Source organism: Bradyrhizobium erythrophlei (assembly GCF_900129505.1).
Classification (GTDB): domain Bacteria; phylum Pseudomonadota; class Alphaproteobacteria; order Rhizobiales; family Xanthobacteraceae; genus Bradyrhizobium; species Bradyrhizobium erythrophlei_D.
In genome coordinates, this window is the sequence record NZ_LT670818.1 from 1,644,728 (window position 1) to 1,666,323 (window position 21,596).

A 21,596-nucleotide genomic window follows, 5' to 3' on the forward strand; every position below is an offset into this window, starting at 1 on the left:
TTCCCACGCTCAAAACTACATCCGCACTTGGGACATCCTCTAACATGACCGCAGCCCTTCGTTTCGATCCGATCCGCCTGCCGCCCGAATGCGAAAAATTGCGCAAGGAAGTGCGCGCATTTCTCGCCGACGAGATCGCGGCCGGCACCTTCAACCCGTTCAAGCCCAATCGCGAAGACGCCGACGCCAAGGAGTTTTCCCGCCGGGTCGGCGAGCGCGGCTGGATCGGCATGACCTGGCCGAAGCAATATGGCGGCCATGAGCGCTCCTTCCTCGAACGCTACGTGGTGACCGAGGAGATGCGCGTCGCCAACGCGCCGACGCGGCGCTTCTTCGTCGCCGACCGGCAGAGCGGCCCGGTGCTTCTGAAATACGCGCCCGAGCGGATCAAGATGGACATTCTGCCGCGCATCTGCCGCGGTGAGGTCTGTTTTGCCATCGGCATGAGCGAGCCGAATTCGGGCTCGGACCTGTTCGCGGCCAAGACAAAAGCGACAAAAACCGACGGCGGCTGGCTGATCAACGGCACCAAGATCTGGACCTCGTCGGCGCATATCGCCGACTACATGATCGCGATCTTCCGCACCTCGCCGTCCACCAAGGAAAACCGCCGCCACGGCCTCACGCAATTTTTGGTCGACATGAAGACGCCGGGCATCAAGGTCAACCCGATCGGCCAGATCACCGGACAGTTCGAATTCAACGAGGTGGTGTTCACCGACGCCTTCATGCCCGACGACCATGTGCTCGGCGAAATCGACGGCGCCTGGAAGCAGGCGACATCCGAACTCGCGTATGAACGCTCCGGGCCGGAGCGATTCCTCGAAACCTATTACGTGCTGACGGAACTGGTCCGCGCGGTCGGCAACAATCCTGACACCCGCAGCGCCGAAGGCATCGGACGGCTGGTGGCCCAGCTCCACACCATGCGGCGGATGTCGGTCTCGGTCGCGGGCATGCTGCAGGCCGGCAAGGAGCCGGTGGTGGAAGCCTCGATCGTCAAGGACATCGGCACGGTCTGGGAGCAGCAATTGCCGCACCGGGTGCGCGACCTCGCCGCCTTCGTCGACGAAAACGCGAGCAACCACGAAACGCTGGAGAGGCAATTGTCGTTCGCGATCAAGACCGCGCCGAAACTGACCATCCAGGGAGGCACCACCGAGGTGCTGCGCGGCATCATCGCGCGCGGGCTCGGTCTGCGCTAGGCGCGCGGGCCGGCCTGCGCTAATTCAAACCGAATTCATCGAGGGATAACCCATGACCACGTTCACGGATATCGGCGTTGCAAAGGTCGGCCATGTCGGCACCATCGAGATCCAGCGGCCGCCGCTGAATTTCTTCGACATCTCGCTGATCAACCAGATCGCCGATGCGCTGGAGGAATTCGACCAGGATATCGAAATCCGGTCCTCGGTGCTGATGGCGCAAGGCAAGGCGTTCTGCGCTGGCGCCAATTTCAACGACCCGGCGCGGCAGGCGCAGGAGGCGCGCGAGGCCAAAGGCGACCCCGCCGACAGCCTCGGCTCGATCAACAGCCTCTATCTGCACGCGGTGCGCATCTTCCGCGCCAGGAAACCAATCGTGGCCGCCGTCCATGGTGCGGCGATCGGCGGCGGGCTCGGCCTTGCGGTATCGGCTGATTTCCGCGTCACTTGCCCCGAGGCGCGTTTCTCCGCCAATTTTACCAAACTCGGCTTTCATCCGGGCTTTGGACTGACGACGACGCTGCCTGAACTGGTCGGCAAGAACAACGCCGAACTTATCTTCTACACCAGCCGCCGCGTTACCGGCGAGGAAGCGACCCGGATGGGGCTTGCCAATGTCTGCGTGCCGCAGGATCAGGTGCGCGCCGAGGCCATGAAGCTCGCGCAGGAAATCGCCGAATGCTCGCCGCTCGGGCTGCTCTCGACCCGCGCCACCATGCGCGCCGGCCTCGCCGACCGCGTGCTCGCCGCCACCAACCACGAACTCGCCGAACAGTCGCGGCTGCGCGCCACCGAGGATTTCAAGGAAGGCGTCAAGGCCACCGCCGAGCGCCGCGTCGCGAATTTCAAGGGGCGGTGATTTTCAAGCGGTGTCGTCCCGGCCTCCGAGCCAGGACCCATACGCCGCGTCTTCTCGGTTGCGGCTCGGTATTCGACAGCTCACTTCACTACTGGCATCGGTGGTTATGGGTCCCTGCTTTCGCAGGGACGACGTAGAGAGTGTTGCAAGCGTCGCCTGCATCACGCCACCAGTCTAAAAGTCACCCCGCCGAGATCGAATGAATCGCCCGACACCGCACGCCCCTTCGCTTTGGCCGCACCGAGCACCTGTGCGATGTCGCCGACCCGAAACGTCAGCCCGCTCATGATCTCGCTGTCGCCCTTGATGAAGCTGAAGGCGCAATTGGGCAGCTTCAATTGCGGCGCGCCGCCCGCGCCCTTGCTGACGGCAATTCCGAGAATCCGCCCCCAATGCTCCGCCAGTCCCGCGGGATCCGGGCTCTGCATCTCCACACCCGTCAAGGCCTGCGTCACATCTTTGCGGATCGATTTCTGCCAGTCGGGTCCCGCCGGCGGATAGGGTCCCAGAATATCGTCGCTGCCGTCGGTGTGGTTGAACTCGATGAACGCCGCGCGGCAGTCGCGGGGGTGCAGTTGCACGCCGTGATAGGGCGCGTGCCCGATCACGTTCGCAATGCGCACGCCGATTTTCTCGGCGTGCCGGCCGCGCGCGTCGGAATCGTCGCAGCAGAAGATTGCCATATAGCCGCCGCGGCCGCCGGTCTTGTCGAGAAACCGTCCCGCCGCGGTGCCTGCTTGGAACGGCGCCACCACTTCCAGAAGGATGGTGTCGACCGGCAGCAGCGCGTTCTCCAGGCCGTATTTGGCGACGTTGCCGTCGCGGTAGCAGACGTTCAGACCCATGATCCCGGCGATGTCGGAGATCACGGGCTCGAGTTGCGGCGCCACCAGGCAGATTTGCCGCAGCCGCAAGTAGCTCGCCATCTCAACGGCCTCGATCATCTTCAATGACCTGAGAACACGGGCTTGCGCTTCTCGACGAAGGCTTTGGCGGCTTCCTTGTGATCGGCGGTCTCGCCGGAGCGCGAATGATGCATCGCCTCGGCGTCGAAGCAGGCCTCCAGCGACAAATGCTCGGCGTTGTTGATGTTGCGCTTGATGTAGCCGAGCGTCACCGACGGACCCTGCGCCAGCGACATCGCCAGCTCATGCGCGGCCTCTCCGACCTCGGCGTCCGGAACGACTTTCGTCACGATGCCGAGCGCGAAGGCTTCCTGCGCCGTCAGCACCGGCGACATCAGATAAAGCTCGCGCGCTTTGGCGCTGCCGAGCAGATGGGTGAGAAAATAGGTGCCGCCGTAATCGCCCGATAATCCGACCTTGGCGAACGCCGTGGTGATCTTGACGGAGGCGGAGGCCACGCGGAGATCGCAGGATAGCGCGATCGAAAGCCCCGCGCCCGCGGCCGCGCCGTCGACCTGCGCCACCACGGGCTTCGGCATCTCGTGCAGGATGCGCGAGACTTCCATGCCGCGGCGAAGATTTGCCATCCTGGCCTCGAACGGCAGCGGCGCGCGCCCCTCGGCCATCGACTTGACGTCGCCGCCGACGCAGAACGTGCCGCCCGCGCCCTTGAGCAATACCGCGCGAACCTGATGATCCTCCGCCGCGCGCCGCGCCGCCTCCACCAGCCCGCGCGTCATGTCCGGATTGAGCGCGTTGCGCCGGTCGGGGCGGTTCATGGTGATCGTGAGCAGGCCCTGGTCGAGGTTTTGCAGGACGATGTCGTTGGACATGAGTTTTGCTTTCGTTGTTGTTTGTATTTCGTCATTCCGGGATGGTCCGAAGGACCAGACCTCAGATGCGCAATTGCGCATCGGGGAATCTCGAGATTCCGGGTTCGATGCTTCGCATCGCCCCGGAATGACGGCTTCGCTAAATGCGTGACTTCATCACTTCGTCACTTCTTCACCAGCGGGCAGCGCGACAATTCCAGCGACTGGAATGCCTCGTTGCCCGGCACGGTCGCCAGCAGCTTGTAGTCGTCCCAGCGGCCTTTCGATTCCGAGGGCTTCTTGACCTCGAACAGATACATGTCGTGCACCATGCGGCCGTCCTCGCGGATGCGGCCGTTCTTGGCGAAGAAGTCGTTGATCGGGGTGTCCTTCATGACCTTCATCACGGCGGCTGAGTCGGTGGTACCGGCGGCCTTCACCGCCTGCAGATAGTGCATCACCGACGAATAGACGCCGGCCTGCGCCGAGGTCGGCACCCGCTTGGTGCGCTCCATGAAGCGCTTTGTAAATGCGCGGGTATCGTCGTTTAAATCCCAGTAAAAGGCTTCAGCCAGCAGCAGCCCCTGCGCGGTCTCGAGCCCGACGCTGTCGATATCGGTGACGAAGGCCAGCAGCGGCGACATCTTCTGGCCGCCCTTCATCAGGCCGAACTCGGCGCCCTGCTTGATGGCGTTGATGGTGTCGCCGCCGGCGTTGGCAAGCCCGATCACCTTGGCCTTCGAAGCCTGCGCCTGCAGCAGATAGGAAGAGAAATCCGAGGTGTTGAGCGGATGCCGGACGCTGCCCAGCACCTTGCCGCCGGACTTCAGCACCACATTGGTGGTGTCCTTTTCCAGGTCCTGGCCGAACGCGTAATCCGCGGTGAGGAAGAACCAGCTGTCGAGGCCCGATTTGACCGCGGCAAGCCCGGTGACGTTGGCTTGCGCGAAAGTGTCGAACACATAATGCACGGTATAGGGGCCGCAGGCCTCGTTGGAGAGGCGGATCGAGCCCGGGCCGTTGAACATGATGATCTTGTTGCGCGCCTTCGCGATCTCGCCGGCGGCGAGCGCGGTGGCAGAGGCCGCCACGTCGTAGATCATCTCGACGCCCTGGTTGTCGAGCATGTCGCGGGCGATGTTGGCGGCGAGATCGGCCTTGTTGAGATGATCCGCCGCGATGATCTCGATCTTGCGGCCGAGCACCTCACCGCCGAAATCCTCCGCCGCCATCTTCGCCGCGGTCTCGCTGCCGGATCCGGTGATGTCGGCATAGAGGCCCGACATGTCGAGAATGCCGCCGAGTTTTAACGGCGGCTTGCCTTGCGCGAATGCACCCGTGGCGGCCAGCGCCAGTGCTGTCGCGAAGACACCGGTAAGAACCCGTTTCATGGAAAGCCTCCCTGTCGGCTGCCGCCTTGATTTCGCAGCGCTTTGTCAGTTGCCGCGATCATGCCGCATGCAAGCTATAGCGGCAAGCCGCGGAGCCGGAGGGATGGGTCAATGCGATTGACTTCAATTTCCGCAAAACGGAATGATCAAAAATTGCAAAGATGCCTGTCATGCTCGCGATCACTGCCAATCACCCCAGCAACCCCTTCCCGGGCACGTGATTGAGCTCGAGCCTGATGCCGTCGGGATCCTCGAACAGCAGTGAATAATATCCCGGCGCCCATTGGTCCTCGCGCGGCGCGCGGATGATGGTGACGCCGAGCGTGCACAGGAAGCCGTGCAACTCGTCGACATCGGCGCGCTCGCGGGCGCGGAAACACAGATGATGCAGGCCGACGCGCTGCTGCTCGAAGGCCGCCCCCGCGTGCTCCGGCGACGGCGCGCTGATCCCGACGGCGGTGCGGCCGCCGACGCAGTAGAAAGTCGTCTCGGTATCGATGATGGGCGCCATCCCCAGGAACGGCAGCAACTTGCGGTAGAACTCGCGCGAACGCTCGAAATTCGATGCGGTCAGGAAAATATGCCCGATGCCGTTGACTTGCATCGACCCCCCCCCTTCGTCGCCGAAACGATTTCGAAGAATATGATTGATCGGGCTCTTCGCGGCCAGCCCAGCCAGGCTCCCGAGACGAACTGTCCTGATCGGAAGGCCCCTCGGCGAGCCGGGATGAGCGTCCGGCTCCCCCCGTAGCGGCTTGGGCGAGCGGCGGCTGTACGCTCCCCCCGGCGCGAGTTCCCGTGCAATCCCTGCCAGCCCTGCGCCTCCCACGAATTCGGGATTCCTGCTCGGTGTTGCAACAGGGACACGCGCCGCGGAGAAAAATTCGACGTCGCGCCGCCCGCTGTTGCAGATGCGAGCAGGCGGAGACTACGGTTCGGCCGACAGCGGCATCGAGGAAGACCAATGAAGTCGGGTAACGAGACTGGATTTATGGACGTGATTCAGTTCCGGTCGGGGCGTTGGCTGCGCCCATTGCGGTGGATGGCGGTAGCCATCCTGCTGATGGCAGTTCCGGTCGGTGCCGTTGCCAGCCCCGGAAACGCGGCGAGTTCTGCAGCCGCCGACACTCACGTTTATCTCCTCCGCGGCGTGCTCAATATCTTTTCACTGGGCCTGGATGAAATCGCGGCCAAGTTGCGGCAGCAGGGTTTCAGCGTCACCATCGCCAACTACCTCTCCTGGTCATCGCTCGCGGACGAAGCCGCGGCTGAATACAGGAGCGGACGAACCAGGACCATCGTTCTGGTCGGGCACTCCTCCGGGGCAACGGTGCTACCCGATATGGTGGCGCGCCTCGATCGCCTTGGCGCCCCTGTCAAGCTGGCGATCGGCCTGGATTCAGTCTTCCGCACCAGCCTGTCGGGGCGCGTCGGGCGCTACATCAACTTCTACGTTGCCAACGGAAACGGCGAGCCCGTTGCGAAGACCAGTCAGTTCCACGGGGAGCTTGAGAATATCGACGTCGGCAAGATCGGGATGGCGCACCTCACGATCGACAAGAGCGAGATCATGCAGCGGAAGGTGATCGGCGCCATCGATGCGGTGGCGTTGAGTCGCCCGAAGCCTGTCGTGACACCACGGGCGGAAGTGAGCGCCCCGGCGGCGCGCAGATAATTCGTACTGATCGTGAGTGCGGCCAGCTGGGAGCGTTTTCAAGCGAAGTGGAAAACCGGTTCGCGCTAGGAAAACGCGTCTCGATTCTATCGAAACGTAAAAACTGTAGTACTCCGGGCTTCCATGCCGAGCCCCGAGCCCGAAGCGCGCCTTGAATCCCGCCCATTTCTAAGCCAAAAAACGCCCGCTGTCATGGTCGGGGGGCTGTCTGCGGTGGGGTTGACGCGCCTGCTTCCGACTGGAAAATCACTCGTGAGCCGGTGACGGATTCTCGCCGTATGATCCCTCCACAGGCGTCCAGGATACTTTGCCTGCAACTCGAAAGTACAAGCAGGAAGTTCATGGTCAATCCGAGACAAATTGCAACCGCCGTGGTCGCGGCGATGCTTTTGGCCGGTACCGGCTGGGCCGGCTTCGAGCCGGCCATCGCGGGACCAATCCCGGCGCCTGGCGAGACGGCCGCGGCACCGCCGAAATCCGCAGGTCCCGCGATCCGCGCTCCAAGCAACGCACGCCCAACCATCGCGGAAACTGCCGCCGTCGCGCCGCCGGTCGCCGGCCTGCCCGCGACGGAGCCGCCCCGCCCGCGCGCCTATCTGTTCCGTGGTGCGATGGGCCCGTTCTTCTCGCGCGGAATCGACCGTCTGACCGACAAGATCGAGCAGGCCGGTTTTGCCGCGAGCGTCGATGAGTTCACGATCTGCCGCTTCATCGCCGACAAGGCCATTCGTGAGTATCGCGAGAATCCGGCTCCGATTGTCTTGATCGGTCACTCGATGGGCGGCTATTGCTCGGTGAAGTTCGCCGAAATACTGCAGGACGAAAACATCCCGGTCAGCCTGGTTGTCACCATCGATCCAGCGCACGTCACCCCGAGCGTCCCGCTCAACGTCGAACGTTTCATCAACATCTTCCTGTCGAAGAGCGTGTTGGGCGGCGGCGATGTCAAGCCGAGCAAAGGCTATCAGGGCCATTACGCCAGCTTCGATCTCTCCGAACATGACGAGGTTACCCACATCAACATCGAAAAGATGGACCAGGTCCACGCCCAATTGGTCAGCAAGATTTTGCAGCTCGCCAAGACGCCTTCGAAGGCAGGAGACGAGGCCCTACCGCTTCGCTATGTCGTTCCTGCAAGTGCCGAAATCGAGCTGTGGGACAGCGGCATGCTGGTACCGGCACGTCCGGGCGATACGCTGCAGTCGATTGCAGCGTCTTACCACTTGCCGCTCTGGTCGCTCACCCAGATGAACAAGGGGCCGGACAACGCACCGCTGGTGCCCGGCGAGCGCATCATCGTTCCGCGCCATCTGGAGCCGCTCGCCGAAGTCTCCGCGCACGCGCCGCCCCGGCACTGACAAAGTGGATCCGCAGAGCACTTCCGCGCCGGTCGCGTGGGATGGTTGAGCTCTTGCGGAACCCTCATCGCCGTCCAATGCGTCCAATGGGTTTCGCAAGAATTCGGCCCATTCTACGAGCGATACCAGCGCTAACGCGGTCTCAGGAATGGAACCAACATCGGAACCCGCCGGCAGTACCGCCCGTATGCATCGGCACCGAGTTCGATCGTAAGGAAGCGTTCCTCCATACGCGCCTTCTGCCACATGCCGAGGGAGATCAGAACCGCGCCCAACATCGCGGTCAGTGTTCCCACCGCCACACCCGTTGCCAGCATTCCCGCGATGAGCCCCGTATAGATCGGGTGGCGCACCAGTCCGTATGGACCGGTGTCAATGACGCGATGGCCTTCCTTCCGGGTAATGGCGTTCGACCAAAAACGTCCAAGATGAAGTCGCGCCCACCAGGTGAACGAAATCCCCGCCACGGTCAGGCCCGCGAGCACGTAGACACCGGCGTTGCCAAACTGCCACACCGGTTTTTCGCGCAGGATCTCCGCGGTCCAGGGCGTAAAGAGAATGGCGCCCGCCAGAATGGGAATGCGGTAGGCCTGCGAATCCCAGGTCATCACGTGTTTTTGAGTTCGACCGGACCAAAAAGATGCCGCAACCCAGCTGATGAGCCACGCAATCCAGATGACCGCCAGCAATTGGGTGGGCCAGGTAGCCGTCCAGCCGCTCCAGACGAAATCCAACAATTTCAGCGTATCCTGTAACACGTTGCGGAGAGTATTCCGCGATTACATCAAACGCCATACCGGCGATTGGGGTGAAAGGATCTAGTATCCCGATCCGGCGAGGAGCCAGGTTCATACCGGTCATTTTCGGTGCCAAGAAGGTAAAGAACCGTCTCCCGCAACGCCGACTCGACGGGCCGCGGCGCGTAGCCCAGCTCACGCTGCGCTTTTTCGATCGATAGCGCCCGCGCGCGTGATGCAATTCGAACACCTTCCGCCGTGCCGGAGGGGGCTTTGTGCGTCACGCGATCGGCGATCAGTTCCAGGATCGCGGCCGCTGTTTCCGCAATCCGGCCGGGAACCGGAATCAACACGCTGCGGCGACCGCTGATCGCGGCCACGAGCTGAAGAATTGTCTTCAGCGGGAGACTTTCACCGCCGAGAATATAGCGGTGTCCAATTTTTCCGCGTTCCATCGCAAGGATCAGGCCCGCTGCGGCGTCGCGTACGTCAACGAGATTCACGGCAAAATCGACGTAGAATTGAAACCGCCCGCCGAGAAAGTGTCGGAGCATGGCGGTGGGTGGCGTGAGATTGCGGTCATGGGGCCCGATGGGCATGGTGGGGCAGCCAACGATGACCGGAAAACCGGATGCCGCAGCCTGCATTGCAAGCCGCTCCGCCAGCAGTTTCGAGCGAGTATAAGGCCCCGGCGCATCGTCGGCGGGCAGCAGCGCATCATCCGCCACAGCGCCCTCCGACGACGGGCCACGGAATAGAATGGATTCCGTCGAGCAGTGCAGGAACCGTGCAATCCCGCGCCTGCGCGCTGCCTCAATCACCACCTCCGTGCCGCGGTAGTTGACAGTATGGAAATCCCTTTTCTCGGGCATCCACATGCCGGGCAGGCCGGCAAGATGATAGACCTCGTCGACGCCCTCCAGAGCCCGGTCCACCCGGCCCGGATCGAGCACCGAACCTTCGATGTACTCGACACCTGGCAGGGCACATACGGGAGCCCGGAGATCGAGCACCCGCACTTGTCGTCCTCGCGCGACGAGCGCCGAGACCAGGTGCAGCCCGATGAAGCCGGTGCCGCCAGTGACGAGTATGCGTGTCATGGGTGCAGGTCCGGCTCGCCTTGAAGGTTCTCGGAACCAAGCAAAGAACCGCGTCGCGTTTGCTGCGGAGTTTCCTGAATAATGACGGCAAGGTCGCGCCTGAATCCAAACGCGATGAATAATTTCGCCATCACGAACATCGGTCCGAGCAGCAAGTGAGTCGGATTGTCCAGCAACGCAGGCTGTCGGCGTTCGAACACCCGGTGCCCGACGACCTGGAAGGCAACGCCGATCACGATCAACACCGCGGCGATCGACCACACGCCGGCAGCACTCGCATAATCCACGATCATCGCGGCGGCCGAAAGCAACAAGACGGAGGCGCCGACGATCGCCGTCCCGAGCGCCGCGTCGAGCAGAAACCAGTAGATCAGAACCGGCAAGACCGCGATGGTTGCCGCGCTGGTTGAGCCGCCAAATATCGGGACGGTCCATAGGCTGAGGGGGAGAACCGCAGCCAGAAACAGGAACAGGATGCCGAAAACGTGCATCACGCAGTTTGAGGGATCACGATGGTATTCGACATAGGCCGCAAGCTGGCGCCGAAAATATCTGTTCATGCACTGTCCGCGGCGGCTAGGTGTGATGCCGCTGAGCCGGCGGCAATAAAAAGCTGGCGCGCCCGCGTCATTGCCTCGTCCTCGCTGACACGCCGTGGTACTTAAACTAGGGATCAAACCCAAGTCAAAGGACGTGTTTGGTTCCTTCCAAACACATAGCCGCATCAGGCTTCGGCGGGTACACTTCGGCGGGTACAATGGCAGCACATTGCCGCAAATTTGTCGCAGTGTCCTTCACCTGCAGCTTGGTGGCCGCCAGCGGCCCGGCGATCGCGGCGGGATGTTCCTTCGAGCCGCAGGGCGAGGGCCGCGTCGCCGCGGTGATCGACGCCCGCAGCTTTCGCCTTGAGGACGGCCGCGAGGTGCTTCTCGCCGGCATCGAGCCGGCCGAAAGCGAACAAAAGAAAAATATTTCGGCCCTGTCGGCGATCGTGGCCGGGCGCGAGCTGAAATTGTTCGGGCCGGACGACACGCCCGACCGTTACGGCCGTCAACCTGCGTTCGCCTTTCTCGACCCCTCGCAACCCTCGGTACAGGCTCAGCTTTTGGCGCAGGGCGCGGCGCTGGTCTCCGGCAGCATGAGCGACAGGGACTGTGCGGCGCTGCTTGCCGCCGCCGAGGCCACGGGCCGCGCGGCAAAACAAGGCGTCTGGGCCGATCCCGCGGCCATAAAAAACACGGAAAGTCCGGGCGATATTTTGGCCGGGATAGGGCGCTTTATGGTCGTCGAGGGCAAGGTCTTGTCGGTCCGGCAGGCCGGGGCAACGACGTACCTGAACTTCGGACGGAACTGGACACACGACTTCGCTGTCACTATTTCAAGGCGCATGCTGCCGGCGTTCGAGGCCGCCGGGATCGTGCTAAAGTCCCTTGAAAGCAAGCGGATTCGTGTCCGTGGCTGGGTCGAATCGCGGACTGGGCCGCGAATCGAAGCGCTCCATGTGGGGCAAATTGAGGTGCTGGGCGGGAGCTAGCCCGGCAAAGCAAAAAGAGTAGCCGAAGTGGCGGAGTTTGCGGGACGGCGCGAGGGAAGGATGAGCCGCGGCCTTTGGGCTGCGCCTGTTCTGCTGTGCGCGGCGCTCCTGCTGTCGGCCTGCGGCGATATGGGCCGGTTACAGACCGCAGCCCCCGCGGCCCCCCCGATCAAGCCCAACCGCACCGTGGTGCAGACGCCGGCCGCGGAGCGCGAGCATGAGCGCATTCTCTCCTCCTATGGCGGCGCCTATGACGATCCGAAGCTGGAAGCCCTGATCGGCAAGACGGTCGACCGGCTGGTGGCGGCGTCCGACCGTCCCGACCAGGGCTACAAGGTGACGATCCTTAATTCCGGCGCGGTCAACGCGTTCGCGCTGCCGACCGGCCAGCTTTATGTGACGCGCGGCCTGATCGCGCTCGCCAGCGACACCTCCGAGCTGTCGTCGGTGCTGAGCCACGAGATGGCGCATGTCATCGCCAAGCACGCCGCGATCCGCGAGGACCAGGCGCGCCAGGCCGCGATCGTCACCCGCGTCGTCACCGACATGAGCAACGATCCGGATCTGACCGCGCTGGCGCTCGCCAAGACCAAGCTGACGATGGCGAGCTTCTCGCGCGCCCAGGAATTCGAGGCGGACGGCATCGGCGTCGGAATTTCGGCGCGCGCCCATTTCGACCCCTATGGTGCTGCGCGCTTCCTGACCTCGATGGAGCGCAATGCCGAGCTGAAGGCCGGCAAGAGTTCGATCGACCCGCGCGCGCAGGATTTTCTGTCGTCGCATCCGGCGACGCCGGAGCGCGTCCAGAACGCGCAGAACAGCGCGCGGCAATATGTGTCACCCGACAACGGGGAGCGTGATCGCGAAACCTATCTCACCGCGATCGACAACATCGTCTATGGCGAGGATCCGAGCGAGGGCTTCGTTCGCGGCCACCGCTTCCTGCATCCCAAGCTCGGCTTCACCTTCACCGCGCCCGACAACTTCACGCTCGACAATACCGCGCAGGCCGTGATCGGCGTGCGCGAGGGCGGCACGCAGGCGATGCGCTTCGACGTGGTGCGGGTGCCGGCGGAGCAGTCGCTCGGCGAATATCTCAACTCCGGCTGGATGGAAGGGGTCGACAAGTCTTCGACCGAGGACAGCACCATCAACGGCTTCCCGGCCGCATCCGCCAGCGCCCATGGCGACCAATGGGAGTTCAAGGTCTACGCGCTGCGGTTCGGCACCGACGTCTACCGCTTCATCTTCGCGGCCAAGCAGAAGAACACCGAGAGCGAGCGCAACGCGCGCGAAACCGTCAATTCCTTCCGCCGGCTGACGCTGGAGGAAATCCAGGCCGCGCGCCCGCTGCGGATCAAGGTCATCACCGTGCAGCCCGGCGATACCGTGGAATCGCTGTCGCACCGCATGACCGGCGTCGACCGCCCCGCCGAGCGCTTCCGCATCCTCAACGGCCTCGATGCCCACGCCCAGGTCAAGGTGCGCGATCTCGTGAAGATCGTGGTGGATTGACGCTGCGCAAGCGCATCAGCCCGGGCGCGCATTGGCGCGAACCCGGAATCTCGCGACAACTTCTGGATTCCGGGTTCGTCCACGCGAATGCGCGGGCGCCCCGGAATGACGAACGAGGGACGACAGTCAACAAAAAGCCCGGTCTTGCGACCGGGCTTTTGATTGTTTGGCATTCGCGAGAAGCGCGGCTTACGCCGCTTCGTCGGCGACCGCGGCATCGTCGCCGTCGGTATCCGCGTCGGCGTCGGCTTCACCGTCGGCCTCGGCTTCGGTTTCCGCCTTGGCGCCGCGGCGCGGGCTTTTGGCCAGCTGGCCTTCGATTTCCTTCACGGCTTCGGTTTCCGTCACGTGCTGCACGACGGCGATTTCACGCGACAGGCGGTCGAGTGCGGCTTCATAGAGCTGGCGTTCGCTGTAGGACTGCTCGGGCTGCGATTCCGAGCGATAGAGATCGCGCACCACTTCGGCGATCGCCACGATGTCCCCGGAATTGATCTTGGCTTCGTATTCCTGGGCCCGGCGCGACCACATCGTGCGCTTGACGCGCGCGCGGCCCTTGAGGGTTTCCAGCGCCTTCTTCACCAGCGCCGGCTCCGACAGCTTGCGCATGCCGACATTGGCGACCTTGGCGGTCGGCACCCGCAGCGTCATCTTGTCCTTCATGAAATTGATCACGAACAGCTCAAGCTTGGCGCCGGCGATCTCCTGCTCTTCGATGGCCAGGATCTGGCCAACGCCGTGCGCGGGGTACACCACGAACTCATTGGTCTTGAAGCCCTGACGCTGGGTCAGGACCTTCTTCGGCTCCTCCACGCGCGGCGCAGCGGCAGCCACCGGCTTACTGATGGGGGGCTTGGCGGCGACGGCGGGCTTGTGCGCAACGACCGGCTTGGCGGCGGCCTTCGGAGCAGGAGCGGCAGTCTTCGGAGCGAAAGTCTTCGGAGCGAAAGTCTTGGGGGCGACCTTCGAGGCAGTAGCCTTCGAACCCGTCGCTTTCGCGGCAGTTTTTGCAGTCTTGTTTGGCATTGCGCTTCTTTTGTTCTTTGAGGACTTGGCAGCCGAGGCCTTCGCGGCGGTCCGGGTATCCTTTACAGACGCCCGGGCACGGCTCTTGGTTGCACCACGGCTGACCGCAGCGGCTTTCTTGGTAACCTTGGAAGCACTCTTTTTACGCGTTTTCTGTGACACAGCCTGCGCGCGGAACTGCCACGCCCCTGTTCGATGTTTTTCACGGGAACCCATAGGGGCCAGATACGCGGCTGACGGGTTCGGCTTGAATGTGCCCAATATAGCACATTTTCCGCGAAAATCAATGATTTACGCCCCGTGTAGGGCGTTCGGGCGGCATTTTTGGCGACGAGACCGGGATTAGGGTTAAGTGGAAACCAGACTGGGCGTGCCTGGGGCGAGGCTGGGGTAAGTCCGGGGTCAGTCCCCGCTGCCGGGCTTCGGAGAAAAATATTTCTCGAATTTACCTTCCTTGCCCTCGAAATCCTTCGCGTCGGGCGGGGATTCCTTCTTCTGGGTGATGTTCGGCCAGCTCTTGGCGTATTCGGTATTCACTTCCAGCCACTTCTCCAGGCCCGGCTCGGTGTCCGGCTTGATGGCGTCGGCGGGGCATTCGGGCTCGCACACCCCGCAATCGATGCATTCGTCCGGATGGATGACCAGCATGTTCTCGCCCTCATAGAAGCAATCCACGGGACAGACTTCGACGCAATCGGTATATTTGCACTTGATGCAGGCTTCAGTGACGACGTAAGTCATCCAGGGCTCCGAAACGGTCAATTTTATGTGGGTTGCCTAGCGCAGGAACACCCCAGCCGCAAGGGAAGCGCTGCACTTCGGGGCGGCGTTTTTGCCAGCCTCTCGGCCGGCCGAAGCGCCTGACCGCAGATAGTTATTCCTGGCTGTCCTGCAAATCATCATACAGCACGCGCGCCGCCGCCGCATCGCCCCGCCGCTCCGCGAATCCAATCACCTTGAGCACGCGCACGGTGCGATCGAGCCCGATGGTGAGGACGTCGCCGGCCTTGACCGCATGTCCCGGCGCCTTTTCGCGCACGCCGTTGATGCGGACATGGCCGGCTTCGACCAAAGCGGCGGCCGAGGTGCGGGCCTTCACCACCCGCGCGTGCCACAACCATTTATCGAGACGCTGGCGCTCCAAGCGACACCATGACGGGAAGGATCAATCCTTGCGGTTGGCGGCGAGCTGTTCCTTGAGCGCCGCCAGCTTGGCAAAGGGCGAATTGGGATCGACGGGGCGATCGCGTTCGCGCGGGGCAGCGCTGGTGGCGTATTGCCGGTGCGACGGACCGCTGTCGCGGCCGCCCTTGTCGCGATCGCGCCCGCCTTTGTCGCGGCCGCCCTTGTCGCGCCCGCCGCCGAACTTGCCCCGGTCCTTGTTGTCGCGGCCCTTGTCGTTGTCGCGGCCCTTGCTCTGAAAACGCTCGCGCGGCTGATGCGCCCTGTCCTCGCGCGGTTCGCGGGCCGCGGCCGCGCCATCCGCCGCAGGCACAGCGCCCGCTGCAGGCGCGGCCCCTTCGGTCGGCGGAGCAGCCGGCGTATCGGCGCGCAGTTTGCGGAACTCGTTGTGACGGTCGCGCCGGCCGCGCCGGTGGCGCTCGCCCTTGGCGGCGTCGCCAGGCTCGCCTGCAGCGACGGCGGGGCTTGCAGCGCCTTCCGCCGGTCGGTCGTGGTGGCGATGACGGCTGCGGTCGTGACGCGGGCGGCGCTCTTCGGAGCGGCCGCCGGGCCGCCAGACTTCGACCAGTTCCGGCGCAGCCGTCGCTTCGGGCGCGGCAGCGGCGGCGATATCGGGAGCCGCAGCCTCGGCCGGCGCGGATTCGCTGGCGACTGCGGTCTCCGCCGAGGCTTCGCTCGCGACGGCAGGTTCAGGCGTTGTTTCCGGGATGACTTCAGCGGGAGCCGGCTCCGGCACCGCTTCCAGGGCGGCGGCGTCGACCGATTGAACCGGCGTTTCCGGTTCCGCCAGCGCTTCCACCGCCGCAGCCTCGACCGACTCGGCCGAAATTTCCGGCTCCGGCGCCGCCTCGACCGTGACGGGTTCGGGCGTATCGGATGCGAACGCGATATCGGGCAGCAGCGTCGCGGACGAATGCGCCCTCGCCTCGCCGGCGTCTGCGGTTTCGATCGCGGCTTCCCCCGGCGCGGCCGCTTCTGCCGCGGGCGCTTCCACCACCAGCACCGGTTTCGGCGGCGGCGGCGCGCGGCGCTCCATGCGATAGCCGAGCGCGCGCAGGATCGAGGCAAAGTCCTCGCCGGCGGATCCCGTCAGCGACGTCATCGCCTGCGTGACGACAAAGCCGCGGCCGTCGAAGGCGCCGGCGGGCTTTTCGCCGGGCGAAGTCTCCCGCCACGCCAGCGCGGGACGGATCAGATCGGCGAGCCGCTCGAGGATATCGACCCGCACCGCGCGCTCGCCGCATTGGCGGTAGCCCAGCACGCGATAGGCGTCGCGTGCGAGCTGCTTGTCGACCGGGAACGAGGTGCGCCCGCTGCCTGCCAGGTGCTGCGCGCCCGACAGCGCCGACATGTCGACATCGTCCAGTTTCAGCGCCCACAGCAGCGAGGCCAGCGAACGCGCCGCGGGCTTCAGCAGCCCGGGGAAATAGATGTGATAGGCGCCGAACCGCACGCCGTATTTGCGCAACGACGCGCGCGACGGCTGGTCGAGATCCTTCATCTCGGCCGAGATTTTTGCGCGCTCCAGCACGCCGAGCGACTCGATCAGCTGGAACGCGATGCCGCGCGCGATGCCGGTGATGTCCTCGGCCTTGTTGAGGTCGAACAAGGGTCCCAGCAGCTTTTCGATATGCGTCTTCAGCCACAGATCGAGCCGCGTCTGCACGGCCTCGCGCGGCGCGCCGGAGAGGCGCTCGTCGGAAATGATGCGGATGCGCGGATGCAGCGCGTCGTCGGCCGCCATCAGTTTTGCCACCGCATCGCCGGTCCAGCGGATGGTGCCGTCCGATGTCAGCACGAACTGCTCGTCGGGCGCGGCGGCGAGCTTTTCGGCGCGCGCCTCGATTTCGCCGGCCAGCGCCTTGAGCGCGGTCGCCTGCAGCGCCTTGGCGTCGGAGCCGGCTTCCGCCGCGTCTGGCGCAAAGGTGAACCCGTCGAGGCGGCCAATCACATGGCCTTCCACGATCACTTCGCCGGTCTTGCCGATTTCGGTATTCAAAACAGAGTTCTCCCGCAGGCGGCGCATCAATACACTGGTACGGCGATCAACGAAACGCTCAGTAAGCCGTTCATGGAGCGCATCGGACAATTTATTTTCAACTTCTCGCGTAATCCCCTGCCAATGTTCGGGGTCCGACAGCCAATCCGGCCGGTTGGCGACAAAGGTCCAGGTCCGGATTTGCGCGATCCGGCCCGATAAAGTGTCGATATCGCCGTCGGTTCGGTCGGCGAGCTCGACCTGGGCGCCGAACCAGGCGTCCGGAATCCGGCCGCGTTTCATCAGGAATTCGAACAAAGTCGTGACCAGCTCGGCATGGGCGGCGGGCGCGATCTTGCGGTAATCGGGGATCTGGCAGGCGTCCCACAGCCGCTCCACGGCGGCGGCACCATGGGCCATGTCCCGCACCTCGGCGTCGCGCGCGGCGTGGTCGAGCACACGCAGATCCTCGGCGATCGGCGCCCGCGTCAGCGCCTCATGGCCGGGCGTCAGCGCCAGCGACACCTGCAGGGCGCCGAGCGAGGCAAAATCCAGTCTGGCGTTGCGCCACTGCAATACCTTCACGCTCTCGAAGGTGTGATTCTGCAGCGCATTGACGAGCTCCGGCTCGAACGGCGCGCAGCGGCCGGTGGTGCCGAAAGTCCCATCACGCGTGGCGCGCCCGGCGCGTCCGGCGATCTGCGCGAATTCCGCCGGGTTCAGCCTGCGGAACTGATAGCCGTCATATTTGCGGTCGGAGGCAAACGCAACGTGCTCGACGTCGAGGTTGAGCCCCATGCCGATGGCGTCGGTGGCGACGAGATAATCGACGTCGCCGTTCTGGAACATCGCGACTTGCGCGTTTCGTGTGCGCGGCGAGAGCGAGCCCAGCACCACGGCGGCGCCGCCATGTTGCCTTCGGATCAATTCGGCGATCGCGTAGACTTCGTCGGCCGAGAACGCCACGATCGCCGTGCGCCTGGGCTGGCGGGTGATCTTGCGATCCCCGGCGAATTCGAGCTGCGACAATCTCGGCCGGGTGACGATGGACGCGCCGGGCAGGAGCCGCTCGATGATCGGGCGCATGGTGGCCGCACCGAGCAGCAGCGTCTCGTCGCGGCCGCGCCGGTTGAGGATGCGGTCGGTGAAGACATGGCCGCGCTCGAGATCGGCCGCGATCTGGATTTCATCGACCGCGAGAAACGACACGTCGAGATCCCGCGGCATCGCCTCCACGGTGGAGACCCAGAACCGTGGATTCTTCGGCTTTATCTTTTCCTCGCCGGTGACCAGCGCGACCGCCTCGGGGCCGACGCGATTGACGACCTTGTTGTAGACCTCGCGCGCCAGGAGCCGCAGCGGTAGGCCGATCACGCCCGAGGAATGCGCGACCATCCGCTCGATCGCGAGATGGGTCTTGCCGGTGTTGGTGGGGCCGAGCACGGCGGTGACGCCGGCGCCGGGGGCCCGCTCATTGGCGAACGCGGAAGAGAAAGCCATATTTTTCGGGTATTTCTTTATTTCTAGCGTTCAGCCGTCATTGCGATTGCAGCGAAGCATCCACAGGCCCCGGATGGAAGTATGGATTGCTTCGTCGCGTTGCTCCTCGCCATGACGAAAGGCGGATTTCCGCCGATTCTGTTTCACAATGCGACGCTTGTTGGTCGCGGCTTAAGTTCTGGAACGAATCCGGAACGAATCGCGCCCGAATCGGTGACTCCCCTGCTCTCCGGCTTCGTTCACCGCAACATCTCGCGTAGATAAAGCAAGCCGGCACTAGATCAAGTTCGGCGACCCTCGACAAGCGGCGGTTTGGCGGCGAATTCCTTAAAACTTTTGGCACGTCGGAGTCGAATCAGAAGTGAGGAAGAGTCAACAGGGATTCGGGGCTCCCGTCGTCATTGCGAGCGAAGCGAAGCAATCCATCGTGCCGCAAGCTGGATTGCTTCGTCGCTTACGCTCCTCGCAATGACGGCCTCAAAAGGCATCAATTCGTTTTCGCCACCCGCGGCGGCGAGGCGGTGGTGATGAAGCTGGTCGCCTCCAGCCTCGCGGGCCCCAGCGGGGTCGGGATCCTCATCCAGAACGGCACCAGGATGCGGGTTCCTGCGATCGGCGCGAAGGCGATCTCGATGTTGCGCTGGCTGGCGAGATATTTGATCACCGGGCGGTCCGGAATGTAGCCCGCGACCGGCACAAAATAGACCGCGCAGACCACGACAGGGCCGCGATATCCCTTCTCGGCCCTGACGGTTTCCATGCGCTTGAAATCGAGCTTGAGGTCGTAGCGCATGCGGCCGTCGAAGATGCCCGCGCCGGTGTGGCAGGCATCGGGGCTGACCGGGTCCGCCGTGCCGGCCACCCGCAGCATCGATCCCGTCATCGGGTCGTAGACGCCATGGCGATGCGCATCGGTGACCGGGATGCGGTCGGGATCGACCGGCGGTTCCGGTTCGATGCCGAAATCCCTGATGTTGCCGTTGACGAGATTGATATGGATCGCCTCGGTCTTCTTCGAGGTGGTGGTGGAAGCGGTGTAATTGGTCGAGACCAGCGCGCCGTTGACGACGCGGCCCTGGCTGGCGCCGGTGCCGGAACCGCCGGCGATGGCGTTCAACAGGCCCATGGTGCCGCCGGAGGCCGCCGCCGAAAACTGGTCGTCCGAGATATCGACGTTCCAAGCGCCCCGGCCGACCGGAATGCCCGCCAGCGTCGCCTCATACTGCGCCTCGAGCTTGCCTTGCGCGGCAGCCGGCTCCGGCATGGCCAGCGCCAACAGCGCCGAGGCCAGAGCCAAGGTGACCAGGGTGCACAGGCTGCCCAAACCCCGGAGTGCCCTTTGGCCTAGCCGGGGTAAAATCATGCTGAAAACGATCACCTCAGGGCGGTCCTGCGTTACGCGCGTCAAGAATATCATTTAAGCCAAAATAGCCGGCAGACAACGGATCGGCGCGTTTTTCCGCGAAAGCCCGCGAGGTCGCGCCGGAACTGGTATGGGGGATCATTTCGGCGGGGAATGCGCCGTTTATATGATGGCTGTGAGCCCGCGGAAGCCCCGGAAACCCGGTTTTTGCCCGCAAAACCTTGACGGGTCGGGCGTCTGCCCCTATACGTCCGCCGCTCCCTAGATGGACATGATTTTGAACCCCGGATTCAGCTCACCTGTGGGCTGATTTGAGCCCGGGATGGCAGAGGATTTTGAGATGTCGCGGCGCTGCGAACTGACGGCCAAGGGCCCGCAAGTGGGCCACAAGGTGAGCCACTCCAACATCAAGACCAAGCGCCGGTTCCTGCCGAACCTGTGCAACGTCACCTTCATTTCCGACGCGCTCGGCCGCAACGTGCGCCTGCGCGTCTCCACCAACGCCATCAAGAGCGTCGACCACAATGGCGGGCTGGACGCGTTCCTGATCAAGGCCAAGGCCGACAAGCTCTCGCCCCGCGCGCTGGACCTGAAGCGCGCCATCGAGAAAAAGAAGGCCGCCGCGCCGGAAGCCAAGGCGAGCTGAGCTTTTCGCGTTTCAGCGGTTAGAGTTTTGAACGGCCGGGTCGAAAGCCCCGGCCGTTTTGTTTTGCGCCGACGCCGACGCGACTTCACCTCGCCCCGCTCTTGTCCGCCGAAGCCCGCCTTCGGGCCAAGGCGGATGCGGGGAGAGGTCGCCCGGCGAAGCGCAGCGAACGCCGATTTCTCCCCTCCCCGCGCGCGCAGCGCGTGGCGGGGAGGGGTTGGGGGTGGGGGGTTTATCCGCTTGCTCCTCTGGCAGAGAGTTTGCTGAACCACCCCCACCCCCGACCCCTCCCCGCCGCTGCGCGGGGAAGGGGAGAAAAACGCACTGGAGTTGCGGGAAGCACCCCGCTTCGACCTGAGCCAATCCTGCGATAGCCTCGACGGCAAAACCAAAACCCCGGGAGACCCCACGTGAAAATCGTCGACCTCAGCCGCGAGCTCTATCACAAGACGCCGACCTATCCCGGCCATCCGCCGATCGTTCACGGCGTCTGGACCACGCACGAGGAATCCTACGCCGCCTCCGGCAATGTGCACGGGCTGGTTGCGCTGACGGAATCGCCCGTAGCATCCGCAGCATCCGATCATCATATAACGGATCGTTCTTCTCTTTCGACGGCGGAATTGGAACGAGTGTAACACCCGCAAGCCAAGCGTCTTGGATCGCTACTGCGAACGCCTGCCCAACCTCTCGAATTGCCCGTTCCTTATGCTGCCATTCCGGTCGGCCCCGACGATCAACAGACTTCTTAAAGTTTAGCACGAGCTGATTGGTCGCGCTAAAGCTGAAACCCTTGCGGGCGGTGTACTC

General features: G+C 63.9%; 20 protein-coding genes. 8 read left to right on the plus strand and 12 right to left on the minus strand.

Going from position 1 to position 21,596, the window contains the following annotated elements; all coding sequences use genetic code 11:
• Positions 1-44: 44 nt before the first annotated feature.
• On the plus strand, positions 45-1,205 hold the full coding sequence (locus tag B5525_RS07720) for an acyl-CoA dehydrogenase family protein (protein WP_079565470.1): 1,161 nt from the start codon (positions 45-47) through the stop codon (positions 1,203-1,205).
• Positions 1,206-1,257: 52 nt separating this feature from the next.
• Positions 1,258-2,064 carry an enoyl-CoA hydratase/isomerase family protein gene (locus B5525_RS07725; RefSeq protein ID WP_079565471.1) on the plus strand — a complete coding sequence of 269 codons (807 nt, stop codon included), beginning with the start codon at positions 1,258-1,260 and terminating at the stop codon, positions 2,062-2,064.
• 161 nt (positions 2,065-2,225) lie between these two features.
• Here the strand turns inward: B5525_RS07725 and B5525_RS07730 are convergent, their stop codons facing one another.
• From B5525_RS07730 to B5525_RS07745, 4 genes are all read right to left on the minus strand, one after another.
• A complete protein-coding gene (locus B5525_RS07730) occupies positions 2,226-2,990 on the minus strand; it encodes a hypothetical protein (protein WP_079573066.1) in 765 nt (254 codons plus the stop codon).
• Between the two features lie 20 nt (positions 2,991-3,010).
• Positions 3,011-3,802, minus strand: coding sequence for an enoyl-CoA hydratase (locus tag B5525_RS07735; RefSeq protein WP_079565472.1), 792 nt, complete (start codon positions 3,800-3,802; stop codon positions 3,011-3,013).
• Positions 3,803-3,966: 164 nt separating this feature from the next.
• Positions 3,967-5,172 carry an ABC transporter substrate-binding protein gene (locus B5525_RS07740; RefSeq protein ID WP_079565473.1) on the minus strand — a complete coding sequence of 402 codons (1,206 nt, stop codon included), beginning with the start codon at positions 5,170-5,172 and terminating at the stop codon, positions 3,967-3,969.
• 190 nt (positions 5,173-5,362) lie between these two features.
• Positions 5,363-5,776, minus strand: a complete 414-nt coding sequence (locus B5525_RS07745) for a VOC family protein (RefSeq protein ID WP_079565474.1) — start codon at positions 5,774-5,776, stop codon at positions 5,363-5,365.
• A gap of 387 nt (positions 5,777-6,163) precedes the next feature.
• On the opposite strand from B5525_RS07745, the gene B5525_RS07750 reads away from it, so the two are divergent.
• Together B5525_RS07750 and B5525_RS07755 are read left to right on the plus strand one after the other, a co-directional pair.
• On the plus strand, positions 6,164-6,847 hold the full coding sequence (locus B5525_RS07750) for a hypothetical protein (protein WP_079565475.1): 684 nt from the start codon (positions 6,164-6,166) through the stop codon (positions 6,845-6,847).
• Positions 6,848-7,188: 341 nt separating this feature from the next.
• Complete coding sequence (locus tag B5525_RS07755) at positions 7,189-8,205, plus strand: LysM peptidoglycan-binding domain-containing protein (protein ID WP_079565476.1); 1,017 nt, start codon at positions 7,189-7,191, stop codon at positions 8,203-8,205.
• Between the two features lie 131 nt (positions 8,206-8,336).
• Here B5525_RS07755 and B5525_RS07760 read toward each other — a convergent pair whose 3' ends face one another.
• Genes B5525_RS07760 through B5525_RS07770 form a run of 3 tightly spaced genes read right to left on the minus strand, consistent with a single transcriptional unit; the run spans position 8,337 to position 10,602 of the window.
• Positions 8,337-8,942 (minus strand): methyltransferase family protein, encoded by a 606-nt coding sequence (locus B5525_RS07760; RefSeq protein ID WP_244567852.1) that lies wholly within the window; start codon positions 8,940-8,942, stop codon positions 8,337-8,339.
• A 47-nt stretch (positions 8,943-8,989) separates the two neighbouring features.
• On the minus strand, positions 8,990-10,042 hold the full coding sequence (locus B5525_RS07765; RefSeq protein WP_079565478.1) for an NAD-dependent epimerase/dehydratase family protein: 1,053 nt from the start codon (positions 10,040-10,042) through the stop codon (positions 8,990-8,992).
• A complete protein-coding gene (locus tag B5525_RS07770; RefSeq protein WP_079565479.1) occupies positions 10,039-10,602 on the minus strand; it encodes a DUF962 domain-containing protein in 564 nt (187 codons plus the stop codon). The genes B5525_RS07765 and B5525_RS07770 overlap by 4 nt, the downstream gene beginning before the upstream one ends.
• A gap of 197 nt (positions 10,603-10,799) precedes the next feature.
• Here B5525_RS07770 and B5525_RS07775 point away from each other — a divergent pair, with 197 nt between their 5' ends.
• Together B5525_RS07775 and B5525_RS07780 are read left to right on the plus strand one after the other, a co-directional pair.
• On the plus strand, positions 10,800-11,576 hold the full coding sequence (locus B5525_RS07775; protein WP_079565480.1) for a thermonuclease family protein: 777 nt from the start codon (positions 10,800-10,802) through the stop codon (positions 11,574-11,576).
• A 60-nt stretch (positions 11,577-11,636) separates the two neighbouring features.
• The gene (locus tag B5525_RS07780) at positions 11,637-13,091 is read left to right on the plus strand and encodes a M48 family metalloprotease (RefSeq protein ID WP_079565481.1); all 1,455 of its coding nucleotides are present in this window, start codon (positions 11,637-11,639) and stop codon (positions 13,089-13,091) included.
• 189 nt (positions 13,092-13,280) lie between these two features.
• Here B5525_RS07780 and B5525_RS47135 read toward each other — a convergent pair whose 3' ends face one another.
• The 5 genes from B5525_RS47135 to B5525_RS07810 all read right to left on the minus strand — a co-directional run bounded on the left by B5525_RS47135 (position 13,281) and on the right by B5525_RS07810 (position 20,041).
• Positions 13,281-14,378, minus strand: coding sequence for a CarD family transcriptional regulator (locus tag B5525_RS47135; protein ID WP_276328842.1), 1,098 nt, complete (start codon positions 14,376-14,378; stop codon positions 13,281-13,283).
• A 141-nt stretch (positions 14,379-14,519) separates the two neighbouring features.
• Positions 14,520-14,858, minus strand: a complete 339-nt coding sequence (gene fdxA, locus B5525_RS07790) for a ferredoxin FdxA (protein ID WP_079565483.1) — start codon at positions 14,856-14,858, stop codon at positions 14,520-14,522.
• A 133-nt stretch (positions 14,859-14,991) separates the two neighbouring features.
• Positions 14,992-15,261 (minus strand): RNA-binding S4 domain-containing protein, encoded by a 270-nt coding sequence (locus tag B5525_RS07795; RefSeq protein WP_079565484.1) that lies wholly within the window; start codon positions 15,259-15,261, stop codon positions 14,992-14,994.
• A gap of 21 nt (positions 15,262-15,282) precedes the next feature.
• Positions 15,283-18,777, minus strand: coding sequence for a helicase-related protein (locus B5525_RS07800; protein WP_079565485.1), 3,495 nt, complete (start codon positions 18,775-18,777; stop codon positions 15,283-15,285).
• A 487-nt stretch (positions 18,778-19,264) separates the two neighbouring features.
• Entirely contained in the window at positions 19,265-20,041 is a 777-nt protein-coding gene (locus tag B5525_RS07810) for a DUF3108 domain-containing protein (RefSeq protein ID WP_244568013.1), read from the minus strand.
• A 439-nt stretch (positions 20,042-20,480) separates the two neighbouring features.
• Between B5525_RS07810 and rpmB the strand changes: the two genes are divergently transcribed.
• Together rpmB and B5525_RS07820 are read left to right on the plus strand one after the other, a co-directional pair.
• Entirely contained in the window at positions 20,481-20,786 is a 306-nt protein-coding gene (gene rpmB, locus B5525_RS07815; RefSeq protein WP_079573069.1) for a 50S ribosomal protein L28, read from the plus strand.
• Positions 20,787-21,196: 410 nt separating this feature from the next.
• Complete coding sequence (locus tag B5525_RS07820) at positions 21,197-21,424, plus strand: hypothetical protein (RefSeq protein WP_079565487.1); 228 nt, start codon at positions 21,197-21,199, stop codon at positions 21,422-21,424.
• Positions 21,425-21,596: the final 172 nt, after the last annotated feature.

Excerpts from the sequence above, each read along its gene's own strand:
- B5525_RS07755 (WP_079565476.1), top strand. The coding sequence starts at position 7,189 with ATGGTCAATCCGAGACAAATTGCAACCGCCGTGGTCGCGGCGATGCTT.
- fdxA (WP_079565483.1), bottom strand. The coding sequence starts at position 14,858 with ATGACTTACGTCGTCACTGAAGCCTGCATCAAGTGCAAATATACCGAT.
- B5525_RS07780 (WP_079565481.1), top strand. The coding sequence starts at position 11,637 with ATGAGCCGCGGCCTTTGGGCTGCGCCTGTTCTGCTGTGCGCGGCGCTC.
- B5525_RS07810 (WP_244568013.1), bottom strand. The coding sequence starts at position 20,041 with ATGCCGGAGCCGGCTGCCGCGCAAGGCAAGCTCGAGGCGCAGTATGAG.
- rpmB (WP_079573069.1), top strand. The coding sequence starts at position 20,481 with ATGTCGCGGCGCTGCGAACTGACGGCCAAGGGCCCGCAAGTGGGCCAC.
- B5525_RS07750 (WP_079565475.1), top strand. The coding sequence starts at position 6,164 with ATGGACGTGATTCAGTTCCGGTCGGGGCGTTGGCTGCGCCCATTGCGG.
- B5525_RS07775 (WP_079565480.1), top strand. The coding sequence starts at position 10,800 with ATGGCAGCACATTGCCGCAAATTTGTCGCAGTGTCCTTCACCTGCAGC.
- B5525_RS07765 (WP_079565478.1), bottom strand. The coding sequence starts at position 10,042 with ATGACACGCATACTCGTCACTGGCGGCACCGGCTTCATCGGGCTGCAC.
- B5525_RS07720 (WP_079565470.1), top strand. The coding sequence starts at position 45 with ATGACCGCAGCCCTTCGTTTCGATCCGATCCGCCTGCCGCCCGAATGC.
- B5525_RS07770 (WP_079565479.1), bottom strand. The coding sequence starts at position 10,602 with ATGAACAGATATTTTCGGCGCCAGCTTGCGGCCTATGTCGAATACCAT.
- B5525_RS07740 (WP_079565473.1), bottom strand. The coding sequence starts at position 5,172 with ATGAAACGGGTTCTTACCGGTGTCTTCGCGACAGCACTGGCGCTGGCC.
- B5525_RS07725 (WP_079565471.1), top strand. The coding sequence starts at position 1,258 with ATGACCACGTTCACGGATATCGGCGTTGCAAAGGTCGGCCATGTCGGC.
- B5525_RS07730 (WP_079573066.1), bottom strand. The coding sequence starts at position 2,990 with ATGGCGAGCTACTTGCGGCTGCGGCAAATCTGCCTGGTGGCGCCGCAA.
- B5525_RS07735 (WP_079565472.1), bottom strand. The coding sequence starts at position 3,802 with ATGTCCAACGACATCGTCCTGCAAAACCTCGACCAGGGCCTGCTCACG.
- B5525_RS07745 (WP_079565474.1), bottom strand. The coding sequence starts at position 5,776 with ATGCAAGTCAACGGCATCGGGCATATTTTCCTGACCGCATCGAATTTC.
- B5525_RS07800 (WP_079565485.1), bottom strand. The coding sequence starts at position 18,777 with ATGGCTTTCTCTTCCGCGTTCGCCAATGAGCGGGCCCCCGGCGCCGGC.